Annotated in this window: 26 protein-coding genes and 2 tRNA genes; 5 read left to right on the top strand and 23 right to left on the bottom strand. The window is 61.5% G+C overall.

Features of this window, described 5'->3' with window-relative positions; translation table 11 throughout:
• Nucleotides 1–6: 6 nt before the first annotated feature.
• The 3 genes from AC07YR_RS02780 to AC07YR_RS02770 form a co-directional block, all read right to left on the bottom strand.
• On the bottom strand, nt 7–336 hold the full coding sequence (locus AC07YR_RS02780) for a hypothetical protein (protein WP_494732957.1): 330 nt from the start codon (nt 334–336) through the stop codon (nt 7–9).
• 8 nt (nt 337–344) lie between these two features.
• Entirely contained in the window at nt 345–749 is a 405-nt protein-coding gene (locus tag AC07YR_RS02775; RefSeq protein WP_494732956.1) for a bifunctional DNA primase/polymerase, read from the bottom strand.
• Nucleotides 750–1180: 431 nt separating this feature from the next.
• Nucleotides 1181–1486 (bottom strand): HNH endonuclease, encoded by a 306-nt coding sequence (locus tag AC07YR_RS02770; protein WP_494732955.1) that lies wholly within the window; start codon nt 1484–1486, stop codon nt 1181–1183.
• A gap of 15 nt (nt 1487–1501) precedes the next feature.
• Here AC07YR_RS02770 and AC07YR_RS02765 point away from each other — a divergent pair, with 15 nt between their 5' ends.
• Entirely contained in the window at nt 1502–1861 is a 360-nt protein-coding gene (locus AC07YR_RS02765; RefSeq protein WP_494732954.1) for a hypothetical protein, read from the top strand.
• Between the two features lie 746 nt (nt 1862–2607).
• Here AC07YR_RS02765 and AC07YR_RS02760 read toward each other — a convergent pair.
• From AC07YR_RS02760 to AC07YR_RS02670, 19 genes are all read right to left on the bottom strand, one after another.
• Nucleotides 2608–2680: transfer RNA gene (locus tag AC07YR_RS02760), tRNA-OTHER, on the bottom strand.
• A 149-nt stretch (nt 2681–2829) separates the two neighbouring features.
• Nucleotides 2830–3435 carry a hypothetical protein gene (locus tag AC07YR_RS02755; protein ID WP_494732953.1) on the bottom strand — a complete coding sequence of 202 codons (606 nt, stop codon included), beginning with the start codon at nt 3433–3435 and terminating at the stop codon, nt 2830–2832.
• Nucleotides 3432–3677, bottom strand: coding sequence for a hypothetical protein (locus AC07YR_RS02750; RefSeq protein WP_494732952.1), 246 nt, complete (start codon nt 3675–3677; stop codon nt 3432–3434). The genes AC07YR_RS02755 and AC07YR_RS02750 overlap by 4 nt, the downstream gene beginning before the upstream one ends.
• Nucleotides 3674–3859, bottom strand: coding sequence for a hypothetical protein (locus AC07YR_RS02745; RefSeq protein WP_494732951.1), 186 nt, complete (start codon nt 3857–3859; stop codon nt 3674–3676). Before AC07YR_RS02745 ends, AC07YR_RS02750 begins: the two co-directional genes overlap by 4 nt.
• Entirely contained in the window at nt 3856–4341 is a 486-nt protein-coding gene (locus AC07YR_RS02740; protein WP_494732950.1) for a 3'-5' exoribonuclease domain-containing protein, read from the bottom strand. Before AC07YR_RS02740 ends, AC07YR_RS02745 begins: the two co-directional genes overlap by 4 nt.
• Entirely contained in the window at nt 4338–4601 is a 264-nt protein-coding gene (locus AC07YR_RS02735) for a hypothetical protein (RefSeq protein WP_494732949.1), read from the bottom strand. The genes AC07YR_RS02740 and AC07YR_RS02735 overlap by 4 nt, the downstream gene beginning before the upstream one ends.
• Nucleotides 4598–4939 carry a hypothetical protein gene (locus AC07YR_RS02730; protein WP_494732948.1) on the bottom strand — a complete coding sequence of 114 codons (342 nt, stop codon included), beginning with the start codon at nt 4937–4939 and terminating at the stop codon, nt 4598–4600. Before AC07YR_RS02730 ends, AC07YR_RS02735 begins: the two co-directional genes overlap by 4 nt.
• Nucleotides 4936–5529: a RusA family crossover junction endodeoxyribonuclease gene (locus AC07YR_RS02725; protein WP_494732947.1), complete on the bottom strand. Its 594-nt coding sequence runs from the start codon at nt 5527–5529 to the stop codon at nt 4936–4938. Before AC07YR_RS02725 ends, AC07YR_RS02730 begins: the two co-directional genes overlap by 4 nt.
• Nucleotides 5526–5828, bottom strand: a complete 303-nt coding sequence (locus AC07YR_RS02720) for a hypothetical protein (RefSeq protein WP_494732946.1) — start codon at nt 5826–5828, stop codon at nt 5526–5528. The genes AC07YR_RS02725 and AC07YR_RS02720 overlap by 4 nt, the downstream gene beginning before the upstream one ends.
• Entirely contained in the window at nt 5825–6691 is an 867-nt protein-coding gene (locus AC07YR_RS02715; protein ID WP_494732945.1) for a hypothetical protein, read from the bottom strand. The genes AC07YR_RS02720 and AC07YR_RS02715 overlap by 4 nt, the downstream gene beginning before the upstream one ends.
• A gap of 26 nt (nt 6692–6717) precedes the next feature.
• On the bottom strand, nt 6718–7026 hold the full coding sequence (locus tag AC07YR_RS02710) for a hypothetical protein (RefSeq protein ID WP_494732944.1): 309 nt from the start codon (nt 7024–7026) through the stop codon (nt 6718–6720).
• A complete protein-coding gene (locus AC07YR_RS02705) occupies nt 7023–7394 on the bottom strand; it encodes a hypothetical protein (protein WP_494732943.1) in 372 nt (123 codons plus the stop codon). Before AC07YR_RS02705 ends, AC07YR_RS02710 begins: the two co-directional genes overlap by 4 nt.
• Before the next feature lie 256 nt (nt 7395–7650).
• Nucleotides 7651–8070, bottom strand: a complete 420-nt coding sequence (locus tag AC07YR_RS02700; protein WP_494732942.1) for a hypothetical protein — start codon at nt 8068–8070, stop codon at nt 7651–7653.
• Nucleotides 8067–8675 carry a DUF7341 domain-containing protein gene (locus AC07YR_RS02695; protein ID WP_494732941.1) on the bottom strand — a complete coding sequence of 203 codons (609 nt, stop codon included), beginning with the start codon at nt 8673–8675 and terminating at the stop codon, nt 8067–8069. The genes AC07YR_RS02700 and AC07YR_RS02695 overlap by 4 nt, the downstream gene beginning before the upstream one ends.
• 55 nt (nt 8676–8730) lie before the next feature.
• A complete protein-coding gene (locus AC07YR_RS02690) occupies nt 8731–10032 on the bottom strand; it encodes a replicative DNA helicase (RefSeq protein ID WP_494732940.1) in 1302 nt (433 codons plus the stop codon).
• On the bottom strand, nt 10029–11096 hold the full coding sequence (locus AC07YR_RS02685; protein ID WP_494732939.1) for a phage replication protein O: 1068 nt from the start codon (nt 11094–11096) through the stop codon (nt 10029–10031). Before AC07YR_RS02685 ends, AC07YR_RS02690 begins: the two co-directional genes overlap by 4 nt.
• Nucleotides 11089–11496: a hypothetical protein gene (locus tag AC07YR_RS02680; protein ID WP_494732938.1), complete on the bottom strand. Its 408-nt coding sequence runs from the start codon at nt 11494–11496 to the stop codon at nt 11089–11091. The genes AC07YR_RS02685 and AC07YR_RS02680 overlap by 8 nt, the downstream gene beginning before the upstream one ends.
• Nucleotides 11496–11861 carry a hypothetical protein gene (locus AC07YR_RS02675; RefSeq protein WP_494732937.1) on the bottom strand — a complete coding sequence of 122 codons (366 nt, stop codon included), beginning with the start codon at nt 11859–11861 and terminating at the stop codon, nt 11496–11498. Before AC07YR_RS02675 ends, AC07YR_RS02680 begins: the two co-directional genes overlap by 1 nt.
• Before the next feature lie 88 nt (nt 11862–11949).
• The gene (locus tag AC07YR_RS02670) at nt 11950–12165 is read right to left on the bottom strand and encodes a helix-turn-helix transcriptional regulator (protein ID WP_494732936.1); all 216 of its coding nucleotides are present in this window, start codon (nt 12163–12165) and stop codon (nt 11950–11952) included.
• A gap of 122 nt (nt 12166–12287) precedes the next feature.
• Between AC07YR_RS02670 and AC07YR_RS02665 the strand changes: the two genes are divergently transcribed.
• From AC07YR_RS02665 to AC07YR_RS02655, 3 genes are read left to right on the top strand one after another with little or no spacing between them, the layout of a single operon-like run.
• A complete protein-coding gene (locus tag AC07YR_RS02665; protein ID WP_494732935.1) occupies nt 12288–13085 on the top strand; it encodes a helix-turn-helix domain-containing protein in 798 nt (265 codons plus the stop codon).
• On the top strand, nt 13075–14277 hold the full coding sequence (locus AC07YR_RS02660) for a tyrosine-type recombinase/integrase (protein WP_494732934.1): 1203 nt from the start codon (nt 13075–13077) through the stop codon (nt 14275–14277). The genes AC07YR_RS02665 and AC07YR_RS02660 overlap by 11 nt, the downstream gene beginning before the upstream one ends.
• Nucleotides 14274–14900 (top strand): hypothetical protein, encoded by a 627-nt coding sequence (locus tag AC07YR_RS02655; RefSeq protein ID WP_494732933.1) that lies wholly within the window; start codon nt 14274–14276, stop codon nt 14898–14900. Before AC07YR_RS02660 ends, AC07YR_RS02655 begins: the two co-directional genes overlap by 4 nt.
• A gap of 92 nt (nt 14901–14992) precedes the next feature.
• Here the strand turns inward: AC07YR_RS02655 and AC07YR_RS02650 are convergent.
• Nucleotides 14993–15065, bottom strand: a tRNA-Arg gene (locus tag AC07YR_RS02650).
• A gap of 220 nt (nt 15066–15285) precedes the next feature.
• On the opposite strand from AC07YR_RS02650, the gene ssb reads away from it, so the two are divergent.
• The gene (ssb, locus tag AC07YR_RS02645) at nt 15286–15831 is read left to right on the top strand and encodes a single-stranded DNA-binding protein (protein ID WP_494732932.1); all 546 of its coding nucleotides are present in this window, start codon (nt 15286–15288) and stop codon (nt 15829–15831) included.
• Nucleotides 15832–15964 lie beyond the last annotated feature (133 nt).

Raw genomic sequence — 15964 nt, 5'->3', positions numbered from 1 at the left:
GGCCTCCTAGTAGTAGACGATGGCCCCGTCTTTAGATGAGACGACAGAGGGTACAAGGATCATCAAGTCATCGCCGGTGATGCGCTCGGGGACATACAACCGATCACAGACGAAACCTCGGGCCGCACGGACGGACTTAAACCAGATGCGCCCGCCATTGGGGAACCAGATCGACTCCGCGCCGTTAGTCCGCCGCACCGTAACCCCATCAGCAATCACGCCAGCGATGCTCATGAAGTCCTCGCGCACGAGAACCTGCGACGGTCCGAACCAGGCCACCGTCTGGCCCTCGGAAGCCCGGCCGACAGCTGCGATGAGATGGTGCTTGATCGGCATGAGAGCTCCTAGAGCTTGATGGCGTTTCCCGTCACCGCGATGTAGCGGTCGGCTGTGTAGCGTTCGATGTTCCGGCCGTCGCGGATCTTCCGGCCAGGAGCCTCCGGCGCCTCGATGAAGAGGTGAACACCTTCACCGGACTGAGAGACTTCAGCGAAGACCACCGGCTCAGAGACGCTCCGGATGTACTCGGCAGCCCAGTCGGCGAGCTCGCCGTCGACGAAGCAGTGGTCAAGGTCGATGCAGCCGATACCGTCACCGAGAACAAAGCCCAGGCCGACGCCAGCAGACGATGCCTTGGCCTCAGCGAATGTGGACCATGTCGCCGGATCAGTCGAACTGGCGGGCTTGCCGGCAACAGTGATCGGACGCTTCGTGGAAGTGCGCCGAATCCATCTCGCGCGCTCGGTCATGGCCTGCGGCAGACCCGGTCGGCGGGACAATCGCTTACGACACCGAGCCGAACAGGTCCGAGCCTGCGAGCGATACAGCCTCAACGGCTCCCCGCACTCCTCGCAACACCGATTCGACATGCTCCAATTCTAACAGAATGTCACACTTTCTCCTTGTAAATAAAGGGAAATAGACGCATTGAAGATTGGAGCCACACCGCCCACGAGAGCAAATCTGACGGAGGTCAAAAGCCCTACAAGCAGGCGGCGCAGCGGTCACAGGCGCCCCTCATGGCCGCGGAAATCCATCAGGCTGCAGCTGCGGGCCAGCTCGGGGGGATATTTTTCGCTATGCCTGGGGTACGAGGAAACGAGGGGCGGGGAGGGGTGTCCCCCACCCCCTTTTTTTGGGGTTTGGGATAAGGAAAAGCCTTATCCGGGGTTATCCACAGTCACCATTTCCGGCTCGTTTTGAGCGGTTTGGCCTTCAGAATGGTCATTGTTTTGGGTGCTGGGCGGTTGCCTTTGGACTGATTGCACTTGCGACAGCACACAATGACGTTGTTTAGCGCGTCCTGGCCGCCGTTTGCATGGGCTATGACGTGGTCGGGCTCTGCACTCGATGGTGTGCGGCTCACGACGTAGTCAAGGACGACTCGGCAGTATGGACATCGCTCTATGCCTTGTGCTTGGGCTAGGTGGAGTGCGCGCTTGCGTACTTTCTTCCATTGACTGGTGCCGGTGCGTGAGGTTGCCACGTAGACTCACCTGCCATGGGACTAAAGGAGTGGGCTGCTAAGGCGCCCGTAGCGACGTATGGGATGCTCACGCTGTACAAGGACAGGGTGCGATGCCTTGAGTCGAAGCAGAAGGGCGAGTATCCGCTGGCGGGTGTGACGGCCGTGGTGGAGTCAGGCGAGGCCTTATCTCAGCGTGTGACCCTGACCCGGTTCGCTGCTTTCGGCCTGATCTCGCTGGCCATGAAGAAGAAGTCTGGCGGTGAGTCTTACCTGCTGATTGAGGGTCCCGAGTTCGCTTGGACGTTCGAGGTAAAGCGTGGGGATCAGGCTAAGGCCCAGGCGTTTGCTGCCAAGGTTCGGTCGGCCGCTAAGGAGTCCATCAGCGCCGAGTGAAGCCTATGGGCCTTCTTCGGTGCGTGCGGTCTTCGTCGTCGTAGAGGGGCTCGCGGTCGCTGCGTACGTGTAGCTCAGGAGGCACGCTGTACGAGTGAGCATGCTCGCTACGGGCCTCTCCTGCTCCCTCGGGTCCGAACTCTTGAGGCTCAGTCATTGCGGCTGCTGAGGCTTCGAGCCAGGCGCAAATGGCGCGGTACAGACGCATGCCCTGCCTCCTGAAGTCTGCGGTTGCATCCCCTTATCGAATGGGGATCTCGTTCCGGCCCATATGTCCGGCATTCATTGCTTGGCCGCGTTTCGCCCAGTTCCTACGTGTCGGTCGCTGGGTTACGTGTTGCCCCGCCAGTGTCAGCCGCTGGTGTGGGCGTTCCCCGGTTTGGTGCCGGCCATGAGGTTCCCAGCATGCTCGTGTGCATGGCGCGGAACTGGCCGGGACGTGTGGCTCCTGCATGGAGTAGGCGCGTAGCGTCGCCTCGTTCTTAGGCCGCAGATGCAGTTGATCCGACCCGACCGTGAGGTCAGCCCCGGCTGATCCTTGGTCGCACTTAGGTGACTTGCCCAGTACCGACCTGCGGTCTCCATGCAGGAGAGCTTTGAAAGTTTGTTGTGCGGCTCCGCAGGGTGTCCCTTGGCAGGAGGATTCGAGGACTCCCGGTCCGTCCTTCGCTGGTCATTGGCCTGGCGTTGACGGAGCCGCACGTGTGGGGTACGCCTGAAGGCGCCCGGGGGAACTGTTGTTCCCGCGGCAGCAGCAGGAATCGAACCTGCCGTGGACCGGTTTACAGCCAGCCCTGGCACCTTGCCTCTTCTACTGCCAGGTGAAGCCCCGCCGTATGGGGGTCGGCGGGGCTTCAGTCTTTGGGGGCCCGTTGTGGAAGGTTTAGGGCAACAAAAAGGCCGGTCCGAGTGGACCGACCTGAGTTTTTCGAGACTTGTGACCTCGACGTGACACAGCTTATCTGGAATTAACTCACCTGTGCAACATCCTTGTTCGGCGTGTCGGCTGCTGCTCGGAGCCATTTGAGGTTGTCGCCGTTCCATTCGGCCCCGCATCCGTCGCACTTCGCCGTCCAGGCCGATGGTGGGGCGATCTGGTCGGCTTCGTCGTCCCAGTAGTGGACGGCGAGGCATGGTTCGCGCTCCGGGCCATAGAAGCGCTGGCTGCAGGCTGGACATGGGATGGATGGACGCCACGGCGGCCGCTTGGAAACGAGCAGGGCCCGGACACCTTCGATCCATTCGAGGGTGATCCCTTCGAGGTAGGGTTGCCATTCCGTGGAGGCCGCCAGCGCCCACGCTCGCAGGAGTTCAATGAGGCTGCCGCGGTACTCATTGCCCGTCATTGCGCCGTGCTCGGCGAGGGCCTTTGCTTTGATCTCGTTTTCGAGCTTGACCGCTTTGGCGTTGACGATCATTCCTGAGCCGCCAGATCCTGCCCCTTGGGCTCCGAGGCTTGATCCGCTGGCTGCCCGGAGTTCGGCGAGTAGTGGGGGTGCTTTTACGAATGATCCGTCGTCGGCCATCGTCATGTGCTCGTTGGTGAGCTGGTGGATGTTGTCCTTGAGGGTCATGACTTGGCTCTCCTTGTTGCGTCGGGTATTTCCCTGACATCGAATGCTTTGGTGGCGAGCACGAGGACGCGCTCGCCGTCGTCGCTGAAGTTCCAGAAGCCGATCCGTCCGGCCTCGTAGAAGTAGATCTCGTGGGAGCTGATCTCCTGCTCCGCGGCGTCGGGGTAGGTCCGGTAAGCGAACTTGCGCAGCTTGCGGGGCGGGTGTTCGGGTTCGGTCGCGTTCACATGGGGGAAGGTCATCGGCTGCCTCCTGCTTCGAGCTTGATGATTTGGAGTCGCCACCCGGTGGTGACTTTGATGGGCTCTCGCGGGTCGATGCCAAGGTTGAGGGCATCCTGAGCGAATGCCCATAGGTCGGCAACGGTCATCCCGGTCTTCTTGTCCTCGGCGTTCCGGACCAGTGTGATCGCGTTGCCGCTCATGAGCGATCTCGGGTCTTGATGATGTGCTCGTACATGACCTTGACGTGCCGGGCGTCGGCCAGGGCGTCATGTTCGCCGGCGGCCTGCTTTGGCAGGAGCTCGACGCCGGTCCAGTCCACGAGGGATCGGACATCGTTGGTGTACATCGGGATGCCTTCGGGGAGGTCCATCATGGTCCCGAACAGTTGGGCAAGTGCGACGTGGTCGTATGAGGCGAACCATGCCCAGAGTTCGGGCGGGCTTCCGGCGAGGAGGAACTCGGCGACTTCGTCCCGGATCTGCTCTTTCGGCTTCCAATCACCGCTGAAAGGCAGCTGCGGGAAGACGTTGGCCATCAGCCATTCGTGCTTCCGGATCCGGGCCCAGTCGGCGCCGTCGTTCACGGCGTAGTATTCGCGGCCGTCCTCAGCGACGATGCCGATGCTGATGAGGTCGATGGTCGTTCCGTCCTCGATGAATTCTGTGTCATAGAAGTACTTCATGACTCTCTCGCAATCTTCTTGTTGATGAAGGCCAGGACGTCGCCCCAGCAGTTGCTGCAAAGGGTGACCTCGCTCCAGAGGTTTGATGCGACGACGTCGTGAGCCGTCACGGCTTTGTCCCAGCTGTTCATGCGTAGGTAGTTGAACTTGATCCGCCATGTCTCGCGGTAGACCTTCCCGAGGAATCGGGATAGTCCGGGTCGCGGCAGCTCCTCTGTGACCTTGGCGCGGCACCGGTGGCACGGTTCCGGCTTGCTCATGCCGCCTCGTAGGTCTTGGCAAAGATGTCCGGATCGCAGGGGTAGAACTCGCCTTGGACGCCCTTGATGATCCACCAGCCGGGGGCGGCGAGCATCTCACCCTCCAGCGTCATGACGATCAGGTGCCGCACAGTGAACGGCGCGTGGATCATTTTCCCGCGGGGAAGGATGTAGCACCCGGCATCGAAGTCCCACAGGTGTTCGATGTGGTCGGTGTCCACGATGGCGACGTCCCGGCCCGCCCAGTTGTGGATGGCCTGGCTGGTCTCGTCGGTGCCGTCGAACTGCATGGCTTCGATGACGACGGGCTTCTTGCGGTACTTGGTGGGCGTGTTCATGGCTGCTCCTGGGTGATGGTGAGGTTGGCGCCGGGGACGTTGTCGGCCCAGACTTTGCGGATGTCCCAGTGGACGATTCGGGCGTCGTCCTTGATGACCTGGGATTTGGTGAGGGCGTCGCCGATGGCGCGTTGGAGTTTGTCGAGATCCGGGGTGCCGGCCGGGGCGTCCGGGTACTTGGTGGTGGCGGGCTTGCGGAGCTGGATGGTTCCGCTGATGCTTACCGCGCTGTCCCATGTGTCCCAGCTGGGCCCGGTGGCAAGGCGGGCAGCGGCTTCGACGGCGGCACGCCATGCGGGCAGCTTCTCGTCCATCTCGACTAGGACGACTTTCTTGCCGCGGATGAAGCCTTTCTTGCTGCCCTGAGTTGCCGGTGCTCCGTGGACGATGATGTTGACGGTCCTTGGCACGACGTCGGCGAGAATCAGTTCGTCGTCCTTGAACCTGAGGTTGTCGGCACCTCCGACGGCGACGTTGTAGCGGAACTTGGTCCCGCCCGGGTGGAAGCTGACGATGGTCCCGACTTGATCGAACAGGTGCTCGTGGCCGCCGATGATGCGGACGGTGTCGCCGATGCGGAATTTGGTCATGCTGCTACCTCCAAGATGTTCTTCTCGGGCACTCGGTAGTCTCCGAAGTCCCCATTGACGGTGACGGTGCTCGTGTTTACGCGGACGACTCGATGCCAGCCGTAGTACGTGCGGACGGCCTTTGCGGCTTGTAGCTGCTCGCGGGTGAATGGGACCGGCTTGGTTCGCTCGGCATGCGCCGCAGCCTTCTTGGCATCCTCTGCAGCTTTTGCGGCCTCGGATTCGGCTATTGCCTCGTCAACGCTGCGCTCGGTCGCGGCAGCTCGGGCGCGGTATGCGGATCTTGTATCGCGCTTCACGTCATGTCTCCTTTAAAGTCGAAAGCCGCCCCGGTTGGGACGGCTTCGGTTTCTGCGGCTTTGGCCTTTATTGCCTGTAGTTGTTTCGTGACGTGTGCGAAGGGATTGAGGGTCCGTTCGACTTCCCGGATCGTCCCGTCGATACTTCGCCTGACGTCGCGGGCGATGGCTTTGCTGCGGGCGAGGTCGAGGATGCCCTCGGCGATGTCCTGTTCGGTCACGTCTTCATCCATGAGGTACGGCATCCCGGCCTGGTAGTCGTGCTTGCCGCGCTCGACGAGGTTCACGATCGTATTGATCCTTTTCGTGTGCGGGCTGACGTGCCCGCCGCCGCCGTTCAGCCGGGCTTCCTGCTCTCGCCGCTCGGCATTCTCGGCCCGGTTCTTCCAGCTGTCACGGTCATATTCGGCGCGCTTCACGACGCCTTCGAGCCTGCCGACCATGTATGCCGCGAGCCGGGACAGTGCCGGGGACATGTCGCCGTCTGGCGTCAGATTCGGGGCTTCACGAAGGATGGTCATCGATCTCGTGCGCCTGCCTGACGGCGGGGCCATAACGCCCCATAGGTCAGGGATCGTAAGGCCTTCGACGAGTGCGGGGTCGGCGACGACGAGATACCAGCGGGTGCAGTAGCGCAGCCACGGATCCGCCTTGGTCGGGTCGGAGAGCTCGGCCATGACGTCCGATCGGGTCACCTTGATCTCGTGCCCAATCAGGGTGTTCTCTTTCGCTCCGGCGATCGATATTGGCGCAACGAGCAGGTCCGCTCGTCGGCGCCCGCCTGGCGCCCCGATCTCGGGCATGAACAGGTGCCCCATGGCTCGCCCGTCCGGGTTGTAGTGCTGGCGCAGCAGCTCCGTCATGCTCGATGCTGTTTGGGCGCCGGCCATCAGCGCAGCCCCCTCATGAGCTTTTCGAGCTTGAGGCGTTCCGCGTTGTCGGTGACTACGACGTCGGTAACGCCTTCCCAGCCGCAGACTTCCAACGCTTCACGACCACTAGCTACTTCGATGACGCCGTCGTTCAGGGGCAGGGGCTCGACGTGTCCGCCGCTGATGAACCCTGCCCCGGCCACGTAGTAGCCCTGCGTGCCGCCGATCGTGGCCAGCCCAGAGCGGAGGCGCCCGAGCTTGGATGCGCCGTCGCGAAACCCTGGCCAGTATCGGACGGGCGTTCCTTGCTTTAGTTCGGTGGTCATTCGTCGTTCTCGCTTTCTGGTTCGTGGTGTTTGCCGATGCGGTCGGCGGGGCGGATACCGGCTTTGACGTCGGCGTGGCAGGAGCGGCAGCTGTGCGCTTCCTGCCCGATGTGGTCTTCGCATGGCGGGGGCTTGGGTAGCCGGGCTTTGACCTCTGGTGGCCAGAACCGCTGATCGATGAAGATGCAGCCTGGCGTCTCAACCTTCGGGTCTCTGGCAGCGTTGACGGCCGCGGTCGCGATATCTGCGAACGCCGCGGGGTGTCCGTGGTTTCGTTCAAAGACCTTGAGCATGGCCGGGGCGGACCAGCGTGGGCGCATCTCGTGGAGCATGACGGCCAGGGCCTTGGCTTGGTTTTCGGTGATCAAATTGACTCCTTCCTTCAATCAGCCGTCCCGGTCCCTCGCGTTACTTAGGTGACGATTGATTGAGAACTTTCACCGTGTTTTCTTTAGAACTGAAGAAGAGACTTAGGTGAGGAAGGCACCTACGTAAGTAGGTACTCTTAACTCTGCCGCTCTGTTTGTCGCGCGTTTGCCGCGGCTAATCGGCGGCAAACGCCGCTCGTTTTGCCGCTTTTGCCGCTCTTCAATGGGCGCGCTTATGTACCGAGTTCCGCGTCTTTCAGCCACTTTTCACCGTCGACGGCCGCCTGTTGGCAGTGCTCGCATTTTTCGACGTAAATTCCGCGTTTTTCGTGGTTCGTGACGTGAGCCCCGCGCCGGGGCGCGTGGGTGACTCTTGTATCGGGTTGAGGGATTCGGCGATGCAGTCCGCGCAGGCGTCCGGTTCTTCGGTCTTGAACGTGTTGGGCATGATGACCTTGACCTTCGCCCCGCAGAGGGCCGCTCGGTAACCCCACGTGTCTTCGATGAAATGGGGCTCTTTGATCCCAAGTTCGGTAGCCACCGGGCGGACGGCGTGCACAGTTCCGGGATCCTCGGGCAACTGCGGGGTCCGGGCACCCGCCGCCCTGTCGAACGGCATCGCCCATTTGGTTAGGCCAGCCTTGAAGATGGGCGTCTGAGGAGTGGTGGGTGTCATGCCGCAACTTTCCCGAGTTCGAGTGCCAGTGTGTGCAATTCTGCCCCCAGCCACGTCGTTCCGCAGGCACCGCAACGCGCTTCGGACCCCGAGGCCGTGATAGCGGTATTTCGGACGTATTCGTCTTCGTCCCACGTCCAGGCGTGCGAGGCGCCGCATCCGTCGACAGGGCAGGATCCGGTGATCTCGATACGGCGGACGGGGTTGATGAGTTGGTCGATGGCGGCCGCCCATGCCGCGGCTTTGTGCAGGCACTTTCGGGTCTCGTCACCACTGACATCTGCTTGCGTCCATGCCGCCCATTTCTGGAGCTTGGACTCTGGGGAAACCGATCGTTCGTCCTTGCCTGTGATCGCGATGTTCATGGTTGACAGAGTTTCGCGAATCTCATCCCAGAGGATAACGGCCGCCAGGGCAACGGGAATCCGGGGCCCCGACGATGCACCCGTCGATGGCCGGCTGCTTGACGTGATCTCTTGCTGAAGCTGAGTGAAGAGTGCCAGCTCCGTCGGATAGGTGGTGCTTCCCAACTCGCGGTCGGTGTGTGTGGTGCGGTGGTCCCGCGTGAGGCGGTGGACGGTGCTGTTGAGCAGCTGCTCTGTCATGGTGGTGTCTCCTGAGCTAGACGTTTGGTAGGGCCTGTGCGGGGTGAGTGTGAGGTCACGCGATGCCATAGCGGAAGTCTCCTGGTCCGTGGGCCATGCTGCTGACGGATGCGAAGTGGGGGCGCCAGGCGAGGCGGATCTTGCCCGTCTCTCCGTGCCGGTTCTTCTCTATGATCAGTTCGATTTCGCCTTCCATTTCTTGGTCGTCGCGGTGGAGCAGGATGATGTTGTCCGCGTGCGCTTCGATGCCTCCGGACTCGCGGAGGTCTGCCATCGTTGGCCGGGTGTCGGCTCGCTGTGTGGATCCGCGGTTGACCTGCGCGAGCGCCAGGACGTGAGTGTCGAACTCTTTCGCGAGGTGCTTGCAGTCCTCAGCTATCCGTGAAACTTGACGTTCCCGCATGTCCCTCGGGTCCGCCGGCGCGCACAGCTGCAGGTAGTCGATGATGACCAGCGGGAGCGGTCCACGTCGGGCCCATGTGCGGACCGTGGCACGAATCTGGGCCATGGTGATCCGTGACGCTTCCTCGATGTATACCGGCCATTCGGCAGCCTTCGCTGTGAGGCGCGCGATCTTCGCCCACTCCGCTTCGCCCAGGCTGTGGGAGTTGATCTTGTGGAGATCGATCCCTTCGGACGCGGCGGCCATGCGACCTACCACCTCGTGCTCTTTCATCTCGAGCGAGAAGAACCCTACCCCGTACGTTGCAGCTGCCACTGCCGCACAACCCGCAACGAGCGACTTCCCAACGGCTGGGCGGGCGCCCATAACGGTTAGCTGCCCAGGGTGCCAGCCTCCATTGAATCGGTGGTCCAACTCAGACCATCCCGTTGGGTAGGAGCGGCCCTTGGGTGCTGACCACAGGTCCACGGCGTCTTCCAGTGCCGCCGAGAACGTCCGGACCCGGATGCCTGTGGCTTCGTTCGCCGTCGCATCCAAGGTGACTCGAGCCTGGTCAAGGACGGCTTCCGTTTCATCCCATCCCGCAGTTCCGGACAGTTGTTGCAGCTTCGCACCGACCTCGGCAAGCCGCCGCAGCCGCGCAGTTCCCGTGATGATGCTGGCGTAATGGCCGGCCGCCGATCGCACCGGTGCCGCTTCCATACATTGGTGCAGATAGGTCGCGTCCAGCCCGTTGATTGGGGAGGATATGAGTTTCTGCGACATCGCCAGGGCGGTGAACGGCCTCCCTGCCCGTGACTCCGTAAGGATCATGTCCCACAGCTGCTCGTGCTGGGGCCTGTAGAAGTCCTCGCCCTTCAAGGTGATGTCTTCTAGCGCTCGCTGGTCCAGTAGCGCGGCGCCGATGACAGCTCGTTCGGCATCCGTGTCTTGCCGCGGGGTCCGGTCGGTCATGCTGCGACCCCCAGTTTCCGTTTAGCTTCAGCCAACCGTTCGGCGTTGTGGATGGCCCGTTGTTCCTTCTTCCACGCGATCTCGGCCGCGACGTCGAGACCTGCGGGCGGTGTGCCGGGAGACCAGACATCGCGCCCGAGGATTGCGTCAACGTCGATCTCCCCGTTGAATCCGGCCGACGCCGGCTTGGCGCCGACGCCGGCTTTTGCCCTCAGCTGGTCGAACTTTTCCCGGAGCTTTGACATGGACAAGATGTTGGCCCTCCAGAACTCATCCGAGGTGGCCCACCGGATCATCCAGGCAACCTGGTCAACCGTGTACTGGTCCCTGTCCAGCAGGAGCCGGGCCGCGTCGCGGTTCTTCTTGTTCCTCGATGGCTTCTTGGAGCCGTTGGCCTCAAGAGATGAATCGAGGAGATTCAGAAGCTCTTCAACATCGGGTCGCGGGATTTCGTCAGAAATCGCCGACGAAGAAGTTTCTTCTTTAGAAGAAGTAGCAGTAGCAGTAGTTGTTCGCATACGAACGCTATTCGAATCCTTTGCCAAGGGCTTTGCCATAGCGCTTCCAAGGGCCATGCTCTCCGCTTGGCTAAATTCCTTCATATCCCTTGCCTTCGCTTTGAGGATTGTCTGGACTTTCGGGTGTTCCCAGAGGGCCAATTCGGGCTGCTCTGAGTGGAGCTTCTGGATCTCGAAAGCGAAGAACTCCTTGATCTCAGTCGAGGCGATACCGGCGAAGGCGTTTGCCATAGTGACGTGAAGGCGGGGGTGTTTGATCACTCCGTCATGGCGCGCAAAGGAACGGACAAGAACTTCCTCCGTTTCGTTGTCTACGTAGATGAAAAATGCCGCAGCCAACTCTTCAGCGTCCGCCATGACGTCCTGGGCCGTCCGCCCAGCCGTCGGTGCTGCGAGCCGTCCGGGACGCCAGTCAGCGACACCGGCGTAGTTCAACGTCGGGTGAGTGAGGATCAGTTGGTAGAGGTGCTGGGCGCCCATCGTAAGAGCGCGCCAGTCACCGTCCGCCCAGAGATCAACCCGGATATTCGAGCGATCCCTAGCCAAGGAGCGCCCCCTGCTTCTCCAGATACCGATCTAGCGTCAACTCGGAGCGCTTGTAGAGGCGGTAATCGTCCGGACTCCATTCGCCCGTGGATACCAGCCGGCGAAGCCTGGCATGCACCTCGCCCGGCGGGCACTCGAACCAATCCGCCTCGTTCCCTTGGAGAGTCCCGCAACGCCTGAGCCTGATCCCTTCGGTTTCGAGAATGTGCCCTTTGATGTCGCCGGGATACGCCGGGCGCTTGTAGGGCTTGGAGTGGAATGCCAGCACGGCAGCCATGGCATCGGCCTGGGTGTGATCACCGAGGATCTCGAACCAGGTGTCAGCGAGGCCCACTGAAAACTCGCGACCCTCCAGCAGTTCGAGTTTTTCGAGCACGGGTCCAAGTTCAGATCGCTGCATCAGTTGTTACCTCCGGCGCCCAGGACGGTCTGAGCGGCGGCGGTGAGGTCAGCGGCGAGCTGTAGCGCGTCAGCCGGTGAGAGGGGCGCGTCGGTCTCACCGACGCTTTTCCTCGCGGTCCAGAGTTCGATGGTGTGGGAGCCCCCCGCGGAGTTCCAGGTCCATACCGGGGTGATGATCCAGCGGCGCTTCACGATGTCGTTTCCGATCCACCGGTCTGAGGATCCGTGGGCGAGGGTGTAACCCTCGGGCGGCATCGGGATAGGGCCCAACATCTCGAGGAACTCTGAGAGATCCAGATCGAGCTTGTGTGCCATATCGCCAGCCTCTCGAATGGTGGCCGGGTACTTGGTAGTGTTGTTCACGGGAATCTGTCCTTCTATTTATGGTTTGGTTCCGTGGCCGCGGTGAATTCTTTGGCGAGAGCTCCGCGGCTTTTTTCTGCACTGGTAATCATGCTGGAGCCTTGGACTCATCCAGTTGGGACTCCTCCCAGGCGAGAACATCAGCCAATCGGTAGCGCAGGTATTTTCCGATCCGCATTGCACGCGGACCTTTGTGGTAGACCCTCCATCCGTAGATTGTCTGCAGTGGTACGCCGACCCGATCCGCCAGGTCCTTCGGGGATAGGTGACGCTCTTGGGTGGCCTGAGCGGCTTGAGGTTTCAAAGGTAAGGGCCTCTCTATTCAGCGCGGTTGTTCGTGCTGGAATAGACGGTATTCGAAGTCGATGAAAGATACAAGTCAAAGTCGAAAGGCAATTATTCGATTTTGAGTGTATGCTCCTACTCATGAACTCAACACCCGATGAAGAGATAGGCCTGCGACTCCAGCAAGTGAGGGAGCGTCAGAACCTGAATCAGGCGCAGACCGTGCGCGCGCTACGCAGTGCTGGTCTTGTTTGGTCTCAGGGCACGTTGTCGAAGGTGGAATCCGGCATACGCCCAATTCGCTTGGCCGAGCTGCCGGCCATATCTAGAGCATTGGGGGTTAGTCAGAGTGAGCTACTGGCACCTGAGGACCCCATCGCAACCACCCTGGAGCGGATGAGGGTTGTGGAGTCAACGGCCCGCGAAGCTTTCTCGGATCTCCGATACCGGTACTTGAGTGCTGCGGCAACTCGGCGAAGCGTTCAGCTCCTATTTGAGCTTTCGGAAGGCCGGCCGGGCCCGTACTCCGTTTCCTGCTCGGCGACGCGGTTCTTGCAAGACGCCATCCGCGATGAGTATTCCGAGACCAGTCTCTCTCCGGTAGATGCCTTGGCTCGATTGGGCGTCATTTACACGCCCGTGGAGGAGGTCAAGGTCGAGTCGGAGGTTGAGTTGGACGCGCTGGATGCATCGCTTCCCGCGGATTACAGGCTGAGCCTAGGTTGGAAGGATGTTGAGCAATTGAGAGATACCCCGGCCGATTCGCGGTATAACTCCCTCATTCACATTCGAGACACCCTGACTGAGCACGTCATGGGAAAGGCGCTCGAGGCTAAGTTCCCACAGGTTACTTTCACTGATTCAAACGAGCCGCGCATAGGCTTCCGTTTCAAGGAAAATCTGTTGATATCGGGGATTCAGGAGCCCGATGATGCCTAGGCCGCCGCTGCAGATCGGAACTTGGGGGAAGATCAGCAGGGACGAGGTTACCCCCGGAGTCTGGCGGGCAATGGCGAGGTTCCGTGACTTTGATGGCGTCACCCGAAAAGTAGAAGCCCGCGCCCTGGCGGCCTCCAAGAATGATCGCGGGTCCAGGGCGGAACAAGCCCTTGTGGCCGCTCTTAGGGACCGGGCGATGCCGGCGGGGGATGATATAACGGCCGACACCCGACTGACTCGGTTGGCGGAGGTCTGGTGGCAGGAGTTCATGGACCAGGATCGGGCTATCAATACGCAGCGCCGCTACCGAGAGGTCTTGGACTCATACGTGAGCCCAGGCGTGGGAGGACTCACTGTCCGGGAAGCCACAGTTTCTCGGCTTGACCGCTTCCTCAAGGCCACTCGGACGAAGCACGGAAATGGCTCGGCGAAGCTCGCCAAGACCGTCCTATCAGCCATGCTCGGCCTCGCGGCTCGACATGGCGCAATCGGCGCGAACCCGCTCCGCGACGTTGCGAAGGTCCCTGTAAGCCGGACGGAGGTGCGCGCCCTGACTATCGAGGAAGCAGCTGCACTCCGGGCTGGGCTTCATCAGTGGCAGGTTGCAGTTCGGCCGGTCGGCAGGAAGCGTCCGAACGACTTGCTCGACGTCGTTGACATCATGCTCGCAACTGGCGCGCGAATCGGGGAAGCGCTCGCCCTCAGATGGAAGGACGTTGACCTAAAGTCCACCAGGCCCACGCTGACTGTCACCGGCACCATCATCTACGTGAAAGGGGAAGGGATGACGATTCAAGAGCATCCGAAGTCCACCAACTCGCGGCAGCGCTACTTCCTGCCGCCATTTGCTGTGGAAATGCTCCTCCGCCGCCAGGTACAGCAGTGGGTGGCCAACCCATGGGACGTGGTCTTTCCGTCATCGACGGGGACGCTACGGGATCCGGGGAACTTCCGGAAGCAGTGGCGTTCGGCACGGGATGACATCGGTTTCCAGTGGGTTACGCCGCACACGTTCCGGAAGTCCGTGGGGACGCTCCTGGCCAACTCTGAGGGCATGGCATCGGCATCCGCCCAGCTTGGTCACTCGAACGAGCAGATAACCAGCCGGCACTACGTCCAGAAGACGCACGAAGCGCCGGACATGACCGAGCTGCTACAGGCGTTCGGGGAAAATGCCGGGGGAGGTAAATGACCCCCGCTGAGACTGCCGCGGCTGCGGCCCCGGCCTGGAATATCTGGACTGTGCTTGGCACGGCCAGCGCTGGTGCTGTCGTCGCGTTGCTCGTGGACTTCTTCCTAAAACCGCGCCTTCAAGTGCGGAACGACAGGTTCTCCCAGCGGGCCAAGGACCGGATGGAGGTTGTCAACGTGGTTCGGGCCATCATGATCGAGACCCGGAAGGGCATGACCGTGGAAACCCTCCGGGACGTCCCCGACGATGCTCGCGTGCTCCTCCGGGAACTTGTTGACCGGCACAACGCCGAGTGCCTGGCAAAGCTCACTGACCTATCCGGGGATATGGGGTCCGCCTATGCTGTGGGCGGCCATCATCTTCCCGCTCCGGTGCTCCGGCTGGTCGAGCACGCCGGAGGGCTCCTTCAGGGGCTGCTACTGGCTGGCGTAGACATGGACACAATGCACCGCCGGATGGCGCCCTACTTCAACCTGCTGTACGACGTGCTCATGACTTCGCGCTTTCAAATCTTCGCCTATGGGCCTCGCATTCAGTGGGTTCGGCGCGTGGTCGAAACGGGAGACTCCACAAGGCAGCTGGCCATCCTGCGGCTCTATGGGCTTTCGGCGTTGGGAAATTGATTCCGGTGGGTAAGCGGTGGATTCGCCAATACTCTGACTGAAATGAAAGTGGCTCTGACCTACGTTTCCGCAGGTCAGAGCCACTTTTCTTGTGCCCCAGGAGGGAATCGAACCCCCGACCGGCGGATTAGAAGGCCGCTGCTCTATCCCCTGAGCTACTGGGGCACGTGGGCGCCTCCGGACTGCTCCGGCGGCGCCTAGAAAAGTTTACAGTGCCGCGCGCGTTCGGCCAGTCAGCCCGTGTGCGGCGTTTCGACTCATCCCCAACAACCCCTTGTTCCCCGGAGTTTTGCACATAGGGGGAGCCGTGCCTCGAAACGGCTGCGTTGCGGCGTGAAGCTGAAGGTGCCTGCTAGGGCATCATCATTCGAGACAGGACACCAAGATGACTGACAATATGACCGTCCGGGGCTTCGTCGCCACGGAGATCAAGACCTCCACCACGCCCGGGGGCGTCCCAACGGCATCCTTCCGGCTCGGCTCCACGGACCGCCGGTACGATCGCGCATCCGGTACGTGGGTCGATGGGAATACCAACTGGTTCACCGTTCAGGGCTATCGGCAGCTTGCCGGCAACATGGCCTGCAGCATCAAAAAGGGCCAGCGGGTCATCATCGTGGGAAGGCTCAAAATGCGAAGCTGGGAAAAGGAAGGCCGGATTTACCACTCTGCCGAGATCGACGCAGACTCCGTCGGCCACGACCTCATGTGGGGTTCGGCCAATTTCATCCGCAACGCCGGTAACCCCGCGCAGCAGGGCACGGGCCAGGACCCGCAAGGTTCTGCCTCCGACACCCAGGGCATTGGCGACCCTGGCGACCCCGATGAAACCGGCGATACGTCCGCAGACGGGATCTTCGTTGACGACGAAAACGGTGACGTCCTGCAGCTTGACTCGGAGACGGGCGAACTTACCGGGGCCGCCGCCTGAACACATCCCGTTGATGCCGCCAGTGCGGCACCGTCCCCCTGCGGTGCCGCATGGCAGAATGGCCAAGTGATCCGAGCAGAGACATCCCAGCGACAATCCGGAATTCGCCGGTACCTGATCAGCCGGTCCGGAA

The sequence above is a fragment of the Arthrobacter sp. GW460-12-1-14-TSB2 genome (assembly GCF_059423525.1).
Note: the sequence above shows the minus strand (reverse complement) of the source record. Positions and strands in the feature narration are given on the sequence as shown.